This window comes from Cryobacterium soli (genome assembly GCF_003611035.1).
Classification (GTDB): domain Bacteria; phylum Actinomycetota; class Actinomycetes; order Actinomycetales; family Microbacteriaceae; genus Cryobacterium; species Cryobacterium soli.
Window position 1 is genome coordinate 4,217,997 of record NZ_CP030033.1, and the last position, 18,851, is coordinate 4,236,847.

14 protein-coding genes and 1 tRNA gene are annotated in these 18,851 nt (G+C 67.6%); 12 read left to right on the forward strand and 3 right to left on the reverse strand.

Annotated features, from left to right (window positions below):
• Nucleotides 1-50: 50 nt before the first annotated feature.
• Nucleotides 51-1,136: an aminotransferase class V-fold PLP-dependent enzyme gene (locus DOE79_RS19650; RefSeq protein WP_120339942.1), complete on the reverse strand. Its 1,086-nt coding sequence runs from the start codon at nucleotides 1,134-1,136 to the stop codon at nucleotides 51-53.
• 81 nt (nucleotides 1,137-1,217) lie between these two features.
• Here DOE79_RS19650 and DOE79_RS19655 point away from each other — a divergent pair, with 81 nt between their 5' ends.
• The 11 genes from DOE79_RS19655 (at nucleotide 1,218) to narI (ending at nucleotide 14,475) form a co-directional block, all read left to right on the forward strand.
• Nucleotides 1,218-2,219 carry a LysR family transcriptional regulator gene (locus DOE79_RS19655; RefSeq protein WP_120339943.1) on the forward strand — a complete coding sequence of 334 codons (1,002 nt, stop codon included), beginning with the start codon at nucleotides 1,218-1,220 and terminating at the stop codon, nucleotides 2,217-2,219.
• Between the two features lie 12 nt (nucleotides 2,220-2,231).
• Entirely contained in the window at nucleotides 2,232-3,752 is a 1,521-nt protein-coding gene (gene gltX / locus DOE79_RS19660; RefSeq protein ID WP_120339944.1) for a glutamate--tRNA ligase, read from the forward strand.
• Entirely contained in the window at nucleotides 3,749-4,792 is a 1,044-nt protein-coding gene (locus tag DOE79_RS19665) for an NAD(P)/FAD-dependent oxidoreductase (RefSeq protein WP_120339945.1), read from the forward strand. The genes gltX and DOE79_RS19665 overlap by 4 nt, the downstream gene beginning before the upstream one ends.
• A gap of 35 nt (nucleotides 4,793-4,827) precedes the next feature.
• A tRNA-Gln gene (locus tag DOE79_RS19670) sits at nucleotides 4,828-4,899 on the forward strand.
• Nucleotides 4,900-5,473: 574 nt separating this feature from the next.
• Complete coding sequence (locus tag DOE79_RS19675) at nucleotides 5,474-5,977, forward strand: Cro/Cl family transcriptional regulator (protein ID WP_245977030.1); 504 nt, start codon at nucleotides 5,474-5,476, stop codon at nucleotides 5,975-5,977.
• 98 nt (nucleotides 5,978-6,075) lie between these two features.
• Entirely contained in the window at nucleotides 6,076-6,558 is a 483-nt protein-coding gene (locus DOE79_RS19680) for a hypothetical protein (protein ID WP_120339947.1), read from the forward strand.
• Between the two features lie 213 nt (nucleotides 6,559-6,771).
• Complete coding sequence (locus tag DOE79_RS19685) at nucleotides 6,772-7,440, forward strand: helix-turn-helix transcriptional regulator (RefSeq protein WP_120339948.1); 669 nt, start codon at nucleotides 6,772-6,774, stop codon at nucleotides 7,438-7,440.
• 86 nt (nucleotides 7,441-7,526) lie between these two features.
• Complete coding sequence (locus DOE79_RS19690) at nucleotides 7,527-11,315, forward strand: nitrate reductase subunit alpha (protein ID WP_245977348.1); 3,789 nt, start codon at nucleotides 7,527-7,529, stop codon at nucleotides 11,313-11,315.
• Complete coding sequence (narH, locus tag DOE79_RS19695) at nucleotides 11,316-12,980, forward strand: nitrate reductase subunit beta (protein ID WP_120339949.1); 1,665 nt, start codon at nucleotides 11,316-11,318, stop codon at nucleotides 12,978-12,980.
• 2 nt (nucleotides 12,981-12,982) lie between these two features.
• On the forward strand, nucleotides 12,983-13,669 hold the full coding sequence (gene narJ / locus DOE79_RS19700; protein WP_120339950.1) for a nitrate reductase molybdenum cofactor assembly chaperone: 687 nt from the start codon (nucleotides 12,983-12,985) through the stop codon (nucleotides 13,667-13,669).
• Complete coding sequence (gene narI, locus DOE79_RS19705) at nucleotides 13,666-14,475, forward strand: respiratory nitrate reductase subunit gamma (RefSeq protein WP_120339951.1); 810 nt, start codon at nucleotides 13,666-13,668, stop codon at nucleotides 14,473-14,475. The genes narJ and narI overlap by 4 nt, the downstream gene beginning before the upstream one ends.
• Before the next feature lie 28 nt (nucleotides 14,476-14,503).
• Here narI and cobA read toward each other — a convergent pair whose 3' ends face one another.
• Both cobA and nirB read right to left on the reverse strand, forming a co-directional pair.
• On the reverse strand, nucleotides 14,504-15,595 hold the full coding sequence (gene cobA / locus DOE79_RS19710) for a uroporphyrinogen-III C-methyltransferase (protein WP_120339952.1): 1,092 nt from the start codon (nucleotides 15,593-15,595) through the stop codon (nucleotides 14,504-14,506).
• Between the two features lie 3 nt (nucleotides 15,596-15,598).
• A complete protein-coding gene (gene nirB / locus DOE79_RS19715) occupies nucleotides 15,599-18,250 on the reverse strand; it encodes a nitrite reductase large subunit NirB (RefSeq protein ID WP_120339953.1) in 2,652 nt (883 codons plus the stop codon).
• 205 nt (nucleotides 18,251-18,455) lie between these two features.
• On the opposite strand from nirB, the gene nirD reads away from it, so the two are divergent.
• Complete coding sequence (gene nirD, locus DOE79_RS19720) at nucleotides 18,456-18,851, forward strand: nitrite reductase small subunit NirD (RefSeq protein WP_120339954.1); 396 nt, start codon at nucleotides 18,456-18,458, stop codon at nucleotides 18,849-18,851.

Below are 18,851 nucleotides of genomic sequence, written 5' to 3' on the forward strand. Positions count from 1 at the left end.
GGGAGATGGGGTGGGACAGCCTGGCGAGAGGGGCCAGCGGGCGGAAGGGGTTAGCGGGCGAGGGTTATCAGAGCTGCTTCGACGTCGGAGGCGTCGTTCCAGAGATGGAAGGCGACTCGGGCTCGGCCCGCGCGTCCGGAGGCCGTGATGCCGGCGGCGGTCAGGCGGGCCAGGTCGGCGCCCGATGGGTCCGCCCACGTGACGATGGCCTGGGATCGTTGCGGCAGCCCGAGTCCGGCACAGAGCGCATTGCCGAGGCCTGTGTCGTGGGCGTAAACCGCGGCCGGATCGAGCCGCGCGAAGAATTCCAGGGCAACCCTCGTGCCCACCCACGCCGGCCAAGCCGGAGAAACGTCGAAGCGGCGCGCATCCGTGGCCAGTGTCATGGTGGGGCCGTAGCAGGATGCCCACGGGTCGTCGCCGGCGAACCAGCCGGCCTGCACCGGGCGCAGAAGCTCCGCCAGCGCGGGCTGCACGGTGAGGAACGCGGCCCCACGCGGCGCCCCCAGCCACTTGTAGGCGTGGCAAATGGTGGCGTCGAAGTCGCCGGCCGCCACGGGCAGCCAGCCGGTGGCCTGGGTGGTGTCGCAGAGCGTGTAGGCGCCCACCTCGGCGGCGGCCGTGCGGATCGCCGGCGCATCCGCGATCTCGCCGGTGGCGGATTGCACGAGGGAGAAGGCCACCAGCCAGGTGCGCTCGGTGAGCGACGCCGCCAGCTCGGCCACCGGCACGTGGCGCACGGTGACGCCGCGGTGTTCCTGCTGCAGGAACGGGAAGACCATGGAGGTGAAGTCCCCGTCGACGCAGACTACTTCCCGGCCGTCGGGCACGGATGCCGCCACAACCGCGGCCATCACCGACGCCTGCGACCCGATCGCCACCCGGTCGGCACCGACCCCGACCAGACCGGCGTAGAGTGCCCGGGCGCGGTCGATCTCCACCTGGTAGTGGGCGGGGGAGGCCTCGCCGCGAGCCCAGATGTCGGCGTCAACCTGCAGCGCCCGCACGGTTTCGATGGTCGGCCGGCCCGAGGTGCACGCCGCCAGATAGCGGGTCGTGCTGGGGGAGTACGCGGCCCGCGCCTCCGTCAGGCTGAGGGTGGCGAGTGGAGTACGGGGCGGAGCGGTGGAACTCATGCTTCCAGCGTCCCGCGCCCCGATCCATTCGGCAATGGCCAGTGCTCGATCTTTCCCATAACGAGCGGTTATGCTTCGAGCATGCCCGACACCGTTCACCGTGCACTCGACGTAGATTCCCACGCGCTGCGCATCGTGCACCGCATCAACGAGCTCGGCTCGATCACCGCCGCCGCGCGATCCCTCGGCTACAGCCAACCGGCGGTGAGCCAGCACCTCAAACGCCTCGAGGCTCGGCTCGGGCTGCCCCTGGTGGCCAAGTCGGGCCGCGGCGTGCGACTCACCGAGGCCGGCCGCATCCTGGCCCGGCACGCGGCCACGGTGACCCAGGCGCTGGATGCCGCGGCGGGCGAACTCAGCGACCTGGCCGGCCTGCGCAGTGGCCGGGTGACACTCGCCGCCTTCCCTTCCGCGTCGGCCACGGTCATCCCCACCCTGTTGCGCGGCCTGTCCCAGCGCCACCCCGGCGTGCAGCTGAGCTATCTCGAGGCCGAACCGCCCGAGGCCGTGCGCGCCGTGCGGGACCGCGCCGCCGACCTCGCGATCACCTTCAGCTATACCGGCGACCAGGCCGACCCGCACCGGCAGAGCGCCCAGGGGCTCACCGTGGTGCCGCTGTGGCGCGATGAGATGCTCGTGGTGCTTCCTCGCGAGCACGCTCTGGCCGGTCACAGCCGCATAGATCTGGCCCGGCTGGCCGAGGACCAGTGGATCGGCGGCTGCCCGCGCTGCCGGGCGCACCTGCTCGACCTCGCTGCCCGCAGCGGCTTCACGCCGGGTATCTCCTACGAGACCGACAACGTCGTGGCCGTGTTCGGTATGGTCGCCGCTGGCCTGGGTGTGGCCCTGGTGCCCGCCCTCGCGATCGCGGCCTCCCCGCTGCCCGCCGGCATCGTGGCCCGGCCCACCACAGCGGGTGACTTCCGCACGATCCACCTCGTCGGCGCCGAGGGCGCGGAGTCGGTTCCTGCGGTGGCCGCCACCATCCGCGCCATCGGTGTGATCGACGCGGCACCGTGGTCGCTGTTCGGCGCCGGCCCTGGGCCACATTCCGCACACGCCGGTGCGGGCCACCCTCGGTAGGATGAATGCCGTATGTCTACTACAACAGCGCACCCGTTCTCGACCGCAACCGGCACTGATGTGCGTGTGCGGTTCTGCCCCTCGCCCACCGGCACGCCGCACGTCGGCCTGATCCGCACGGCCCTGTTCAACTGGGCCTACGCCCGGCACACGGGCGGCAAGTTCATCTTCCGCGTGGAGGACACCGACGCCGCCCGCGACAGCGAGGAAAGCTTCACCCAGCTCCTCGAGGCCATGCGCTGGCTGCGCCTGGACTGGGACGAGGGTGTGGAGACCGGGGGACCGCACGAGCCGTACCGCCAGTCCCAGCGCTACGACATCTACCGCGACGTGATCGCAAAGCTTGTCGAGTCCGGCCATATCTACGAGAGCTTCGCCACCGGCGAGGAGATCGCCGAGCGCAACATCAAGCTCGGCCGCGACCCCAAGCTCGGCTATGACAACTACGAGCGCGACCTCACCGACGAGGAGAAGGACGCGTTCCGCGCCGAGGGGCGCCAGCCGGCGCTCCGCCTCAAGGTGCCCGACACCGAGCTCTCCTTCGACGACCTGGTGCGCGGCGAGATCACCTTCCCGGCCGGCTCGTTCAGCGACTTCGTCGTGGTGCGGCCCAACGGGCATCCGCTCTACCCGTTCGTGAACCCGGTCGACGACGCGCTCATGGGCGTCACCCACGTGCTGCGCGGCGAGGACCTGCTCTCCTCCACCCCGCGCCAGATCGCCCTGTACCACGCGCTGATCGACATCGGACTCACCACCTTCGTGCCCCGCTTCGGCCACCTGCCCTACGTCATGGGCGACAAGAACAAGAAGCTCTCCAAGCGTGACCCCGAGTCGAACCTGTTCCTGCACCGCGAACGCGGCTTCATCCCCGAGGGCCTGGTCAACTACCTGTCCCTGCTGGGCTGGTCACTCACGCATGACCGCGACGTGTTCTCCATCGAGGAGATGATCGCCGCGTTCGACGTCGTGGACGTGAACCCCAACCCGGCGCGCTTCGACCTCAAGAAGGCCGAATCGCTCAACGGCGACCACATCCGCCTGCTCGAGCCGGCCGACTTCGCCTCCCGCGTGGTGCCGTACCTGGTGCACGCCGGCATCGTCACCGAGCCGCTCAGCGACGCCGAGCAGGCCATCCTCACCGCCGCCGCCCCGCTCGTGCAGGAGCGCATCGCCCTGCTCGGCGAGACGCCCGACATGCTCGGCTTCCTGTTCCACAGCGCCGACACCCTCGAGTTCCAGGCGGATGCGCTGAAGTCGCTTCCGCAGAACGCCGCCGAGATCCTCGCAGCCGCCACGGACGCCCTCCGCAACATTCCCGAAGCGGAATGGAAGCACGAGCTCCTGCACACGACCCTCGCGGACACCCTGATCGAGGGCCTCGGCCTCAAGCCCCGGGTCGCGTTCGGCCCGCTGCGCGTGGCCGTGTCCGGCCGCAAGATCTCGCCGCCGCTGTTCGAATCCATGGAGATCCTCGGCCGGAGCGACACCCTGGCCCGCCTGGACCGGCTCTCGGCGACCCTGGTGTCATGAGCCCGGACGGTTCAGTGAACGCCGGCGGCGGCGCCTCCGCTGCCGGCGCCGCCGAGACGCCATACGACGTCGTCATCATCGGTGCCGGCCCAGCCGGCCTGGCCGCGGGGCTCAACCTGGTGCGCGCCCGCCGGCGCACCCTGATGATCGACAGCAACCGGCCCCGGCATTCGGCCACTCTCCGGTCGCACGGTTTCATCACCCGGGACGGCGTTCCGCCCCTGGAGCTGAGGCGCATCGGCCGTGAGGAGTATGAGGCTTATCCGGCCGCCGAGTTCCACATGGGGCTCGTGCGCGCCGTGGAGGCCCTGGCGGGCGCCGAGGCGACGGACGCCACAGTGGCCCGCTTCACGGTGTCGACCAAGGGCATGCGCGGCGAGAAGAACCGGGTGGTCACGGCGCGCACCGTGCTGATCGCCACCGGCCTGGCCGAGACGCTGCCGGCGCTGCCGAGCATCCGCGCCTGGTACGGCACCAACCTGCACAGCTGCATCGCCTGCGACGGCTACGAAGAGGCCGACCGCGCCCTCGCCCTGATCGGCGAGACCGACGACCTCGCCGAGCACGCCCTGCTCATCTCGCAGTGGACCGACGACCTCATCGTCTTCACGAACGGTGTCGGCCAGGTCACCGACGCCGACGAAGCGGCACTTGCCGCACGCGGCATCCGTGTCGACCGGCGCGCCCTCACCGACGTGGTGGGGGAGCGCGGCGCCATGACTGGTATCGAGGTCGCCGACGGTGAGTTCGTGGCCAGGGAGGGCGGTTTTGTGCGTCCCCGGTACGAGGCAGCCGCGACGTTCGCGGGTGCGCTTCATCCGGCCACGGATGCGTCCGGCCTGATCGTCGTCGACCCGCAGGGCCGCACCTCGGTGCCCGGTCTCTTCGCCGCGGGCGACACCACCCCGCCCGGACCGGAGCAGTTGCTTGTCTCCGCAGGCGAGGGTGCGCGCGCCGCGGTGGCCATCAACCGCGAGCTTCTCGGCCCGCTCGCGACACACCCTCCACTCAATTTGGCTGGTCGCACCGAAGTGGGCTAGAGTTACTTTTCGGCGCGGTTCTCGGACTACGCCATTGGGGTATGGTGTAATTGGCAACACGGATGATTCTGGTTCATTTGTTCTTGGTTCGAGTCCAGGTACCCCAGCAGTAGCAAAACCCCCGGTCATGCGGGGGTTTTTTCATGTGGACTCCGTCGTTGGGTCATGTCCGAAAACCGCTAGAGCGACGGGCCGGTTTGGGGCGCTTCTCATCATTTATGCCGGTCAGTAGTGAATTGACGTTTCGGATCCTATGAGAAGTCTGAATGGTTGCGAGGTTCTTGGTTCGAGTCTTCCGACAAAGTGGCGCTCATCAGGGAATGCTGTGCCCGGGTAGAGAAGAATATTGGCTCGGCCCGCCCACGATGCCTGGTATTCCGGGCGTTTGTGTGACCAGAAACGCACCACAATCGACGTTGGTTTCTGGTGTCGCATTCGGCCGTGGCTGTTAGCGCTGAGGGGTGCGTGTTACCTGTTGGTTGTTCGGCGCATCCAGCGGACTGCCTGCTGCGAACTGGTAGCAGCCGTCAGTACGTTCGCCATCCTTATGTTGATGTGTGCGAGTAGAATATGTTCTAGGAGTCATATTGCGATTGGGAGGTGGTGATCGTGGCAGCGTCATCCACCCTGGTTAGGGCCGCCCGACGGAGCCGTAATCTCACACAGGCGCGCCTTGCAGAGTTGACCGGCATCGACCAGGCCAGCGTCTCTCATCATGAACGGGGAAGAGACGCCGCCTACAGCACCGTTGATCGGCTCCTCGCTGGCACCGGGCATCGACTGTACGCCGCTCCCACACGACGGGACGACGCAGCCAGTTCGGCAGTGGCAATTCGTGAACATCTGCGCGCCCGTGACACAGACCGGGCCCTGCGGGCGCTCCTCCAATTGAATGACAACCTCACCGCCGAACACGGACTCGTCCGAGGAATCCTCGGCCTGACAGAGCCGGAAAACACCGGGGATCGGGTGTGGGACGCGGCGATCGCGGCCCTGGTGGCTTGGCGACTCAACCAGGAAGACATCCCGCTCCCTGGATGGGTCAACAACCCCGATCGCACGCTCACCGTACCTGTCGTTTTCCGGGTCGACCCGGCCGACCCGGCGCCTGAGCGTGATGACGTGCCGGTTGAGTTCGCCGAACGCGGTGTCTTCGCTTGGGCAGATACCTTCGCAAGTGTGTGATGACAGCCACTCCGCTAGATCGTGACGCGATCATCCTGGGCCTTTGAGATCTCGTCGCCGAGCTACACGATGCGGGCGAGGTCGCTGGCATCCGGCTCGTGGGCGGCGCTGCACTCGCCCTGCGCTACTTCGACCGGGGGACGACGCAGGACCTAGATGTCCTTCACGTCAATCCCGGCTCAGATGAGCCAGTCGCCGCCGCCGAGAGGGTCGCCTATAAGCGCGGATGGGACGCGAAATGGCTGAACTTCGAGGTCACAAAGGCCGACGCCCTCCCCACTCTCGGCCGCGCCGTTGAGTGGGAAACGATCCACGACGCGGATGGCATCGTTATCGAAGTGGCATCCAAGGAGGCGATGCTGGCTATGAAGCTTCGAGCGAACCGACCCGGGCGCGACACCCGCGACATCAGGCTCCTCCTCGCACTGTGTGACGTCCACACGCTTGAGGACGCGGGCGAACTCTACGAGCAGTTCTACCCCGGCGATGTTCTCACGCCACGTGCGGAGAAGATCGTGAACGCCATCCTCGACGGTGAACCCACGGTAGCGCCGCATTCGCCAGGTCCGATCAACATCTGATCCGAGGTCCGTCCCCTCCTTGCAGGCTGGTCAGCGGGGGAAGCCAGTTTCACCTGCATTCTGGTCGCGCATCTGACGCACCTTAGGACCGTCAGGTCTGAAACTCTGCTGGACGCTGGAGCGGACCTTCAGGCGGTGCTCGCCGCGGGCCAGGAGGCAGGCCGCCGGGCCGGCGGGGTACCGCCAGACGCAACAAGAGCGCATACTGGCCAAATGCCCCGCGCCGCCACGAGCTACAGAACGCTCGCCTCCATCAGCAGGATCACCCTGCTCTGGCACCTTCAGCGCCGCGGCACCATGACCGTGACCGACCTCGCCGACGCCGCCGGGCTACACCCGAACACCGCCAGGGAACACCTGCAACGACTGGTCGACGACGGCTTCATCACCTGCCAGCCCGAAAACCGCGAGACCAAGGGTCGTCCCCGGATGCTGTACAGCGCGGCCGCCCGCGCCATCGAACCCGGGTCAGTGCGGGCCGCCAAGGCGGAAGCCGCACACCGCCGCGGCGAACTGGTGCGCAAGCTTCTGCCTCTTGAGGCCATCACGAGCACGCCTCGTCAGAACCAGATCGATGCGCTCGACGACCATCTCGACCAGAGCGGCTTCGACTCCGACCACGACCCTGACGGCACCCACGTGCATCTCCACGACTGCCCGTACAGCGAGATGGTGAAGCTGCACCCCGAGGTCTGTGCGGTGCACTACGGCCTGATCCAGACACTCCTCGAGCAGACGGACGGCCCGCTCGAGGCCGAGCGGATGCATCCGCTGGTCGGCCCGGACACCTGCACCCTTGACTTGCTCGTTCGGGTGCTGGAGCCGGCGAGAGCCCCGGTCCTGGGTCCGCCGCCGATTATTCACGGTGTTTCGCGGTTGTAGCGATTTTCAGCAACGGTCAGGCTTACCCCCGAGGGTGTCACTGACCGTGGTGACTCCCACAGGGCAAGGGGATCACCGTGAAATCACTGAAGAACTCCATCTTCGCGAGGTCTGGTCAGGCCAGCGCTCGGGCCGCCAAGCCCGGCACCGACGGCCCCCTCACAGACACGATCCTCAACTTCGGCCGGTTCCTCCGCCGCGGTGAGACCTCGCCAGACCTCCGCTCGGTGTTCCTCGAGGGCGGCCGCGACGCCGACTCCTTCTACCGTGACCGCTGGACCCACGACAAGGAAGTCCGCTCCACCCACGGCGTGAACTGCACGGGCTCCTGCTCCTGGAAGGTGTACGTCAAGGACGGCATCATCACCTGGGAGACCCAGCAGACCGACTACCCCTCCGTTGGCCCGGACTCGCCCGAGTACGAGCCGCGGGGCTGCCCCCGTGGTGCCGCGTTCAGCTGGTACACCTACTCGCCCACCCGGGTGCGTTACCCCTACGTGCGTGGTGTGCTGCTTGAGCTGTACCGTGCGGCCAAGGCCCGCACCGGTGACCCGGTTCTCGCTTGGGCCGAGGTCACCGACAACCCCGAGAGCGCCAAGGCATACAAGAGCGCCCGCGGTCAGGGCGGCCTGGTGCGCGCCAGCTGGGACGAAGCCTCCGAGATCGTCGCTGCCGCACACGTGCACACCATCAAGAAGTACGGGCCGGACCGCATCGCCGGCTTCTCGCCGATCCCGGCCATGTCGATCGTGTCGCAGGGTGTCGGCAACCGGTTCATCTCCATGCTCGGCGGCACCATGCTCTCGTTCTACGACTGGTACGCCGACCTGCCCGTCGCCAGCCCGCAGGTCTTCGGCGACCAGACGGATGTGCCCGAATCGGCCGACTGGTGGAACTCCAGCTATCTGATCATGTGGGGCTCGAATGTGCCCGTCACCCGCACCCCCGACGCGCACTTCATGGTCGAGGCCCGTTACCGGGGCCAGAAGGTCATCACGGTCTCACCCGACTACGCCGACAACTCCAAGTTCGCCGACGAATGGCTCGCCGTTCACCCCGGCACCGACGGCGCCCTCGCCATCGCGATGGGCCACGTCGTGCTCAAGGAATTCCTGGTCGACCGCCGCACCACCCGCTTTGTCGACTACATGAAGCGCTACAGCGACTCCGCCTACCTGATCAGCCTCACCCCGCGCGGCGACGCCTACGTGCCCGGCAAATTCCTCACCGCGGATGCCCTGCCCGGTCTGGCCACGACAGTCGCCAGCGCCGCTTTCAAGACAGTGATGCTCGACCAGAACGGCCAGGCCGTGGTGCCCAACGGCTCCATCGGACACCGCTTCAGCGAGACCGACGCCGGCAAGTGGAACCTCGACCTCGAGGGCATCGACCCACTGCTCTCGATCGCGGATGCACCCGGCTACGACCAGGCATCCGTCGCCATCGACATGCCCCGCTTCGACGTGGCTCCGGAGACCGACGAAATCGGCGAACAGCACGCCGGCGGCGCCGGTATCGTGCGCCGCGGCGTGCCCGTAAGAATGGTGGCCGGCCAGCTGGTCACCACCGTGTTCGACCTGCTGCTCGCCCAGTACGGCGTGGGCCGGGACGAACTGAACCTGCCCGGCTACTGGCCCACCGGCTACGACGACGCCACCTCGCCCGGCACCCCCGCCTGGCAGGAGAGCATCACCTCGGTGCCACGCCAGGCCGCCGAACGCATCGGCCGCGAGTTCGCGCAGAACGCCGAGGACTCCGACGGTCGCTCGATGATCCTGATGGGTGCCGGAACCAACCACTGGTTCCACTCCGACACCATCTACCGCGCCTTTCTGGCGCTGACCACCATGACCGGTTGCCAGGGGGTCAACGGCGGCGGTTGGGCTCACTACGTGGGCCAGGAGAAGGTCCGCCCGCTCACCGGCTACGGCCAGTACGCCTTCGGCCTGGACTGGGTGCGGCCGCCGCGTCAGATGATCGGCACCGGATTCTTCTACCTCGCCACCGACCAGTGGCGCTACGACGGCCTCTCCGCCGACACCCTCTCCAGCCCGCTCGGCTCCGGCGTCTTCAAGGACCGCACCACGGCCGACTGCCTGGTCGAATCCACTAAACGCGGCTGGATGCCCGGCTACCCGACTTTCAACCGCAACTCGCTCGACCTCGTCGATGACGCCGCGGCGGCCGGAGTCGAACCGGCCCAGTACGTCGTTGACTCCCTGGGCGACGGCAGCCTGGAGTACGCCATCGAAGACCCGGATGCGCCGGAGAACTTCCCGCGCGTCATGGTCGTCTGGCGGGCCAACATCATCGGCTCCTCGGGCAAGGGCAACGAGTACTTCCTCAAACACCTGCTCGGCACCAAGAGTGCCGTGCGGGCGCCGGAGTCGCCGCCCCAGAAGCGCCCGAAGACCATGAAATGGCACGAGTCCGCCCCGGAGGGCAAGCTCGACCTGATGGTCACCAGCGACTTCCGCATGACGTCGACCACGATCTACAGCGACGTCGTGCTGCCGCCGGCCACCTGGTACGAGAAGAACGACCTGTCGACCACCGACATGCACCCGTTCATCCACTCGTTCAATCCGGCCATCGACCCGCCGTTCCAGTCCAAGACCGACTTCGACATCTTCCACATCCTGGCGGAGAAGATCTCCCAGATGTCGGTGAAGCACCTCGGTGTGCGCAAAGACCTCGTCGCGATCCCGTTGCTGCACGACACCCCGGATGCCATGTCGAGCCCGCACGGCATCGTCGAAGACAACCTGCCATTGGTCCCCGGTGTCACCATGCCCAAGCTCGTGGTGGTCGAACGTGACTACCCGGCCTTCTACGAGAGGCTCGGCTCGCTGGGTCCGCTCACCGAGAAGCTCGGCATGGTCACCAAGGGCGTCAAGTTCAATCCCGACGTGGAGGTGGCCTACCTCGGCCAGAAGAACGGCCTCATCGCCAGCGGCCCCACCGCAGGCCGGCCGCAGCTGAAAACCGCCATCCAGGCCTGTGAAATGGTGCTGGCCCTTTCGGGAACCACAAACGGGCGGCTCGGTACCCAGGGCTTCCGCGACATGGAGAAGCGCACCGGTGTGAAGCTGGCGCACCTGGCCAGCGACAACGAGGGTCGTCGGTTCTCCTACCCGGACGTGCAGGGCGCGCCGGTTCCGGTGCTCACCTCCCCGGAGTGGTCGGGTAGCGAGCACGGCGGCCGCCGCTACAGTGCCTTCACGATCAACGTTGAACATCTCAAACCGTGGCACACCCTCACCGGGCGGCAACACTTCTACCTCGACCACGACTGGATGGTGGAGCTCGGCGAGCAGTTGCCGATCTACCGGCCGCCGCTGGACATGCACCGCCTGTTCGAGGACTCCATCGTCGGCTCTACCGCCGCCACCGGAGCCCCTGGCTCGAAGGGTCGCGCCGAGGTTGCCGTGCGATACCTCACGCCGCACTCCAAGTGGTCGATCCACTCTGAGTACCAGGACAACCTGCTGATGCTCTCGCTGTCCCGCGGTGGTCCCACCATCTGGATGTCCCCGCAGGACGCCAACAAGATCGGCGTGCGCGACAACGAGTGGATCGAGTCCTACAACCGCAACGGTGTGGTCGTGGCCCGGGCCATCGTCTCGCATCGGATGCCCGAGGGCACGGTGTACATGTATCACGCGAAGGACCGCACCATCAACGTGCCCGTCGCCGAGACCAGCGGAATGCGCGGTGGCACCAACAACTCGCTCACCCGCATCCTGCTCAAGCCTTCTCACCTGATCGGCGGCTATGCCCAGCTGTCGTTCGCTTTCAACTACCTCGGCCCGACCGGGAACCAACGCGACGAGGTCACCGTGATTCGTCGACGCAGCCAGGAGGTTGAGTACTAAATGCGCGTAATGGCTCAAATGTCGATGATCATGAATCTCGACAAATGCATCGGGTGTCACACCTGTTCAGTCACCTGCAAGCAGGTCTGGACCAACCGCACCGGCGTCGAGTACGCCTGGTTCAACAACGTGGAGACCAAGCCCGGCGTGGGCTACCCGCGCCAGTACGAAGACCAGGAGAAGTGGAAGGGCGGCTGGGTGCGCAACAAGCGCGGCCGGCTGAAACTGCGCGCCGGCGGTCGGCTGAGCAAGCTGCTGCACATCTTCGACAACCCCGATCTTCCCGTGATCGACGACTACTACGAGCCGTGGACCTACGACTACGACATGCTCACCACGGCTCCGGCCGGAACCCAGAGCCCGGTCGCCAGGCCCAAGTCGCTCTTGACCGGCAAGAACATGGACATCAAGTGGTCCGGCAACTGGGATGACAACCTCGGTGGCTCGCAGGAGACCGCGGCTGACGACCCCATCCTCGCCACCATGAGCGAGCACGTGAAGATGGAGTTCGAGAACACCTTCATGTTCTACCTGCCGCGCATCTGCGAGCACTGCCTCAACCCCGCCTGTGTCGCGGCCTGCCCCTCGGGTGCCATGTACAAGCGCGAAGAAGACGGCATCGTCCTCGTCGACGAGGACGGCTGCCGCGGCTGGCGCATGTGCGTCTCGGCGTGCCCCTACAAGAAGGTGTACTTCAATCACAAGACCGGCAAGGCCGAGAAGTGCACGCTCTGCTACCCCCTGATCGAACAGGGTAAGCCCACCATCTGCTCCGAGACGTGCGTGGGACGCCTGCGCTACCTCGGTCTGATGCTCTATGACGCCGACGCCGTGCTTGCGCAGGCCTCGGTCGAGAACGAGCACGACCTGCTCGACGCCCAGCGCGCCTGCTTCCTCGACCCGTTCGACCCCGAGGTCATCGCGGCGGCCAAGGCCGAGGGCATGGAGGACGACTGGATCCTCGCCGCGCAGAACAGCCCGATCTACAAGATGATCTCCGAGTACAAGATCGCGCTGCCGCTGCACCCCGAATACCGCACCATGCCCATGGTCTGGTATATCCCGCCGCTCTCGCCGGTCGTCGACGTGGTTTCCACCACCCAGGCCGACAGCGAGGACGCCCGCACTCTGTTCGCCGCGATCGACCGCCTGCGCATCCCGGTCGAGTACCTGGCCGGGCTGTTCTCGGCCGGCGACGTGCGGCCCGTGGAGGCGTCGCTGAAGAAGCTCGCCGCCATGCGCTCCTACATGCGCGACATCAACCTCGGCAAGCCAGCAGACGAGCGGATTCCAAAGGCCGTGGGCATGACGGGCGAGACGATGGAAGCCATGTACCGGCTCCTCGCGATCGCCAAGTACGAGGACCGCTACGTCATTCCCAAGGCTCACGTGGAAACCGCGCGCGAACTCGACGAGCTCGCCTGCTCGCTCGACACCGACGGTGGCCCCGGAATGGGCGGACCCGGCCAGAATGCCGGACCGTTCGGCCAGGAACCCGGCATGCCACTGGCCGGCACAGTCTCGAACTACAACGAGATGACCGGCCGCGGCGGTGAGAAGACCAAGCCCACCACGCCGGGCCGGGTCAACCTGCTCAACTGGACCGGCGGCGCCGTGCCCCAGGGAATGTTCCCGCCCAAGAAGAGCCCAGAGGCCACAGCGTGAGAATGCCCAAGCTCGCGCCCCGGCGGGTGACGGCGCTCACTCTTGGCGACGGCGACCGCCACATCGCGCACATGGCGGCATCTTTGCTGATGGACTACCCCGACGAGGCGCGCCGCGGCCGGTTCTCGGCCGTGGCCGCGTCGGTCGAGAAGCTTCCGGATGGCCTGCGGGCCGCGTTCGGCGCCTTCCTCGACGCCGCGGGGGAGATGAACCAGCAGGAGTTGGAGGTGCACTTCACCGCTACCTTCGACCTCAAACGCAAGTGCTGTCCGTACTTGAGCTACTACGCGGCCGGCGACACCCGTCGCCGCGGGATGGCTCTGGTGCGCTTCGTCGAGGCCTACCGGGCCGCCGGCTGGGAGGTTGCGGCCGACGAGTTGCCCGACTACCTGCCGATGGTGCTCGAGTTCTCGGCGCTGAGCGATTCACCGATCGCCGGCGAGCTGCTCTCGGCGCACCGGGACGGCATCGAGGTGCTGCGTTCGGCCCTCGAGAAGGTCAACAGCCCCTACATGCACCTCGTCGAGGCCGTTTGCCTTTCGTTGCCGCCGATCGACGACGCCACCCGCCAGCGCTACCTCGACCTCGTCAACGAAGGTCCCCCTACCGAAACGGTCGGCATGACGTTCCTCGGCAATCTCAAACCATTCTCCGCCGATGGCGGTTCCAGTGAGGACGTAAGGGTATGACCCCGCTCGACTATCTCCTGTGGGTGGCGTTCCCCTACATCGCCGCCGCCACCTTCGTGGTCGGCCACATCCTGCGCTACCGGTTCGACCAGTTCGGTTGGACCTCCCGTTCCAGCCAGACGTACGAGAACCGGCTGCTGCGCTGGGGGTCGCCGATGTTCCACTACGGCATGCTCATGGTGATCGGCGGCCACGTGGTCGGTCTGTTCATTCCCAAGCCATGGCTGGAATTCTTCGGGGTCACCGAGCACATCTACCACATCGGGGCCACCTGGCTCGGGAGCATCGCGGCCGTGCTGACCATCGCTGGACTGGTCATCCTGATCATCCGCCGGCGTCTGGTCACCCGGGTACACCTGGCCACCACGGTGATGGACAAGGTGATGTACATCTTCCTCGGCGGCACCATCCTGTTCGGCACCACCGCCACCGTCCTGCACCAGGTGCTCGGCGCCGGCTACGACTACCGCGGCTCGATCTCACCGTGGATCCGCAGCCTCTGGGGTTTCCAGCCGCAGCCGGAGCTGATGAGCGATGTACCGTTCTTCTTCCAGCTGCACGTGCTCACCGCCACCGCGCTGTTCCTGCTCTGGCCGTTCACCCGCCTGGTGCACGTGTTCTCGGCGCCGATCGGCTACATCTGGCGCCCATATGTGATCTACCGCTCCCGCGACACCCACAAGGGCTCCGGCGCCCGCACGGTCAAGCGTGGTTGGGAGAAGGCCGAGCTGCCCAATGTGCGCGTCTCTCCACGCGCCGATGAGCCCGCCCGGCCGTCCCGTTCCCGCACGAACATCCGCCGCTAACCGCCCGGCGCGGAGCTGGTCGAGCTTCTCAGCCGGCCAGCTCCGACGCCTCATACAGGAGGTCGGACGCGTCGGCATCGCCGCGAGCGGCCAGGGCGACGACCTCACCGATCACCACGACGGCGGGGGAGCGCACGCCAGCGCCGGTCGCGAGCGCGGTTATGGTGTCCAGCCGGCCAAAGGTCGAGCGCTGGTCGTGAGCGAAGCCGCGCTCCACAATGGCGACGGGCATGTCGGCCCGCATGCCGAGCCGGTTCAGCCCGGCGATCATCTGCAACAGGGTACCAATGCCCATCAGCACCACGATGGTGCCGTCCAGGCCGATGAGGTGGGTCAGTTCAGTATCGGTGATCGGGGCGTGACCGGAGATCACGGTGAATGACCGGCTCACCTCGCGATGCGTCACCGGGATACCGGCGGCCGCGGGCACGGCGATCGCGCTCGTCACTCCAGAGATCACGCTCACCGGCACGCCGGCGGCACGGCAGGCGAGCACCTCTTCGCCGCCCCGGCCGAACACGAACGGGTCACCGCCCTTGAGCCGCACGACGGTGCGCCCGGCAAGGGCGGCGGACACCATCATCCGTTCGGCGTCACGTTGGGGGATCGCGTGGTGCCCCGGTGCTTTGCCGACGTCGACGAGTTCTGCCCCCGGAGCCCACTGGGCGAGCCGGGCGGTGGGACCAAGCCGGTCATAGAAGACAACGTCGGCGGTGTGCAGAGCGGTCATGGCGCCGACCGTGAGCAGGCTCTCGAGGCCGGGGCCGCCGCCGACCAGAGTGACCGACCCGACCGGTGCGGTCGACGCGGCGGCCTCCCGGGTGAGCCAGGTGCGGTGCCGGGCGCATGCCGCGCTGATGCGCGCATCGATGTCCGGCGAGGCCTGCACGACGGCCACCAGGTCAACGGCGGCTATGAGCGCGTTCCACGCACCCGCGGACCGGGGAAAAGCGGGGGTGCTGACCCCGGATACGGGGCGCCCCACCAACGCGGGGCCGGGCCCGGTCAGGTGGTAGACGTGTGCGCTCGAGGCCAGGTAGCGCGCGATAACGCGCCGGGCCGCCTGGGCACCGCCCACCACGAGCACCCGCTTGCCCGTGTAATCGAGACCGAGGTCCACGGGCTACTCCGCGCCGGTCGACGGAACGCGGGAGATGTCGACGCCGTCGATGCTCACCGGAATACGGCGGCCGGTGCGCCTGATCGACCCGGCAATGGTGGCGTGGTCACGCTCGTCGGGCCGGGCCGGGCGCGGCTGGTCGCGCTCGATGACCTGCAGGAGCGACGGGTCGGGGGTGTCGGAGTTGACGAACGGACGGAACCGGCGCAGCCGATCCGGGTCGGCCAGCGTGGCCGCCCACTCGTCTTCGTAGACGTCGACGTGGGCGGCCATTGCCGCCTCGAGGTCGGCGGCAATGCCCAGGTAGTCGTTCACGACCACGTCGCGCACGTGGTCGATGCCGCCTTCCAGGTCTTCTTGCCAGCGCGCGGTGCGCTGCACACGGTCGGCGGTGCGGATGTAATACATCAGGTAGCGGTCGATGTATTGCACCAGGGTGGCCTCGTCGAGATCCTTGGCCAGCAGTACGGCGTGTACCGGCTGGAAGCCGCCGTTGCCGCCGACGTAGAGGTTCCAGCCGAGCTCGGTGGCGATCACGCCGATGTCCTTGCCGCGGGCTTCGGCGCACTCGCGGGCGCAGCCGGAGACACCGATCTTGAACTTGTGCGGCGATCGCAGCCCGCGATACCGGTTCTCCAGCATGATCGCCAGGGCCACGGAATCCTGCACGCCGAAGCGGCACCAGGTCGACCCGATGCATGATTTCGCCGTGCGCAGGCTCTTGCCGTAGGCCTGGCCGGATTCGAAGCCGGCGTCAACGAGGGCGCGCCAGATGTCGGGCAGCTGGTCGAGCCGAGCACCGAAGAGGCCGATGCGCTGGGCGCCGGTGATCTTGGTATACAGGTTGAATTCCGCGGCGACCTGGCCGATCACGATGAGCTTTTCCGGGGTGATCTCACCGGCGGGGATGCGGGGCACCACCGAGTAGCTGCCGTCCTTCTGCATGTTGCCGAGGGCCCGGTCGTTGGTGTCCTGCAGTCCGCCACGGCCGGCATCCAGGATGTAGGCGGAGGACTGCGAGGCGAGGATGGAGGCAATGGTGGGCTTGCAGACGTCGCAGCCGAGGCCGGTGCCGAAGCGTTCCATGATCTGGTCGAACGAGCTCAGCTGTAGCACTCGCACCGACTCGAACAGTTCGCTGCGGCTGATCGAGATGTGCTCGCAGAGTGCCTTCGAGATCTCGAGGCCCGCGGCGAGCAGCTCGGTTTCGAGCACCTTCTTGAGCAGCGGCACGCACGAGCCGCACTGGGTGCCGGCCCGGGTGCAGGCCTTGAGGGCGCCGAGCTCGGTTATGGGGTCGCCGTGGTCACCTCGGATGGCGGCGCGCACGGTTCCGAAGGAGACGTCGTTGCAGGAACACAGCTGGGCGTCATCGGGCATGTCCGAGCTGGAGGGGAGTTCGGCGCCGGACGCGGAGAGGTACGCGCCGGGTTCGGTGGGCAGTTCCCGACCGAGCAGCGGGCGCAGTGACAGATACGGTGACGCGTCACCGACGAAGATGCCGCCGAGCAGGGTCTTGGCATCGTGGGAGACGACGACCTTCTGGTACAGGCCGCGGGCGGGGTCGGCGTAGACCACCTCGAGGGCGCGCTCACCGGTGCCGAAGGCGTCACCGAAGCTGGCCACCTCCACTCCGGAGAGCTTGAGCTTGGTGGCGTCGTCGATGCCGGGGAACACGGCTTCGCCGCCGTTCAGCCGGTCGGCGACGACCTCGGCCATGGCGTTGGCCGGGGCGACCAGGCCGATGCAGCGCCCATCGACGCTGGCGACCTCGCCGATCGCCCAGATGCCGGGCACCGAGCTGGCGCAGTCGTCACCGATCACGATGCCGCCGCGCGGGCCGATCTCCAGGCCTGCTGCGCGGGCGAGTTCGTCGCGGGCACGGATGCCGATGGACCAGACGATCAGGTCGGCGTTGATCTGGCGATCGTCGTCGAGGGTGAGGCCGAGAACCTGCCCGGTCTCGGCGACGAGGATCTCGGTGGGGCGGTGGCCCAGTTCCAGCTGGATGCCCTGCGCGTCGATGAGACGGCCGAGGGCCATGCCGGCGCCCTGGTCGAGCTGGGTGGGCATCAGCCAGGTGGCGCCATCCACGATCGTGGTGTTCGCGCCGAGGCGCTGCACGCCGCCGGCGGCCTCGAGCCCGAGCAGCCCGCCGCCGATCACGGTGACGTTCGCGGGCCGGCCGAACTTCGCCTTCAGGCGGGCGGTCTCGCTGACCAGGAAGTCCACGTCTTCAATCGTTCGATAGACCACACCGCTGTCGGCGCCGGGCACCGGCGGCACGAAGGCGCTCGAACCGGTGGCGAAGACCAGGTCGTCGTAGGAGAGCACGTCACCGGCGTCGAGGGTCACGGTCTGGGCCGCGGGATCGACGGCGGTGACGCGGCCGCCGCCGCGATAGTGCATGGTCTCGGACTGCCAGAAGGACGGGTCGCCCAGCGTGAGGTCTTCGGGGCCGCCGAGTCGGTGTGAGAGGGAGACCCGGTCATAGGGGAGGTGCACCTCTTCGCCGATGACGGTGACGTCGATCGGGCGAATGTTGTCACCGGCGGCGCGGGCGCGGGCATCCATCGCCTCGGCGAAACGGTGGGCGGCGGGACCGCCGCCGATCACGAGCACGCGGCGGGGTTGCTGGGGGGTGTTCAGTGTCATCGCGGCACCTCTCGGAGTGGATCAGGCCGCGGAACCCCGATGGCGTAAACCCGCCACCAGGCCGACCTCATGGCGTCTCTCCAGTAAGTCATACGCGCGCGCGCCATATAAGGGTCCTAGGTCCCGCGTCAGGCGCCTGGTGCGTGGGTAACCTGAAGGGGCGCCGCACGCATCCACCGGCCCGGCGCCGGAATCGAAGGGCATCATGTTCACCACACACGACACGACCACGCTGAGCACCGAGGCCGGCGCCGGCTGGGTAGAGGTCTGCGCGCTCTCTCAGCTCGAACCGCTGTGGGCAGAAGCCGCGATCGTCGACGGCGAGCAGCTCGCCCTGGTGCGGATGCCCGACGGAACCGTGTACGCCGTCTCCAACGAGGACCCCGCCACGGGCTCGTACGTGATGTGCCGTGGCATCGTCGGATCGCGCGGCGATCGCGTGACGCTGACCTCACCGCTGCACAAGCAGGTGTACGACCTCGCTACCGGGGAATGCCTCAACTCGCCCGACCTGCGTCTGCGCACGTTCGAAACCAGTGTCGAGTCTGGCTCCGTGCGGGTGCGTCTCGTCTCGGAAGCGCCGGCGCACGCCGCAGCCTGA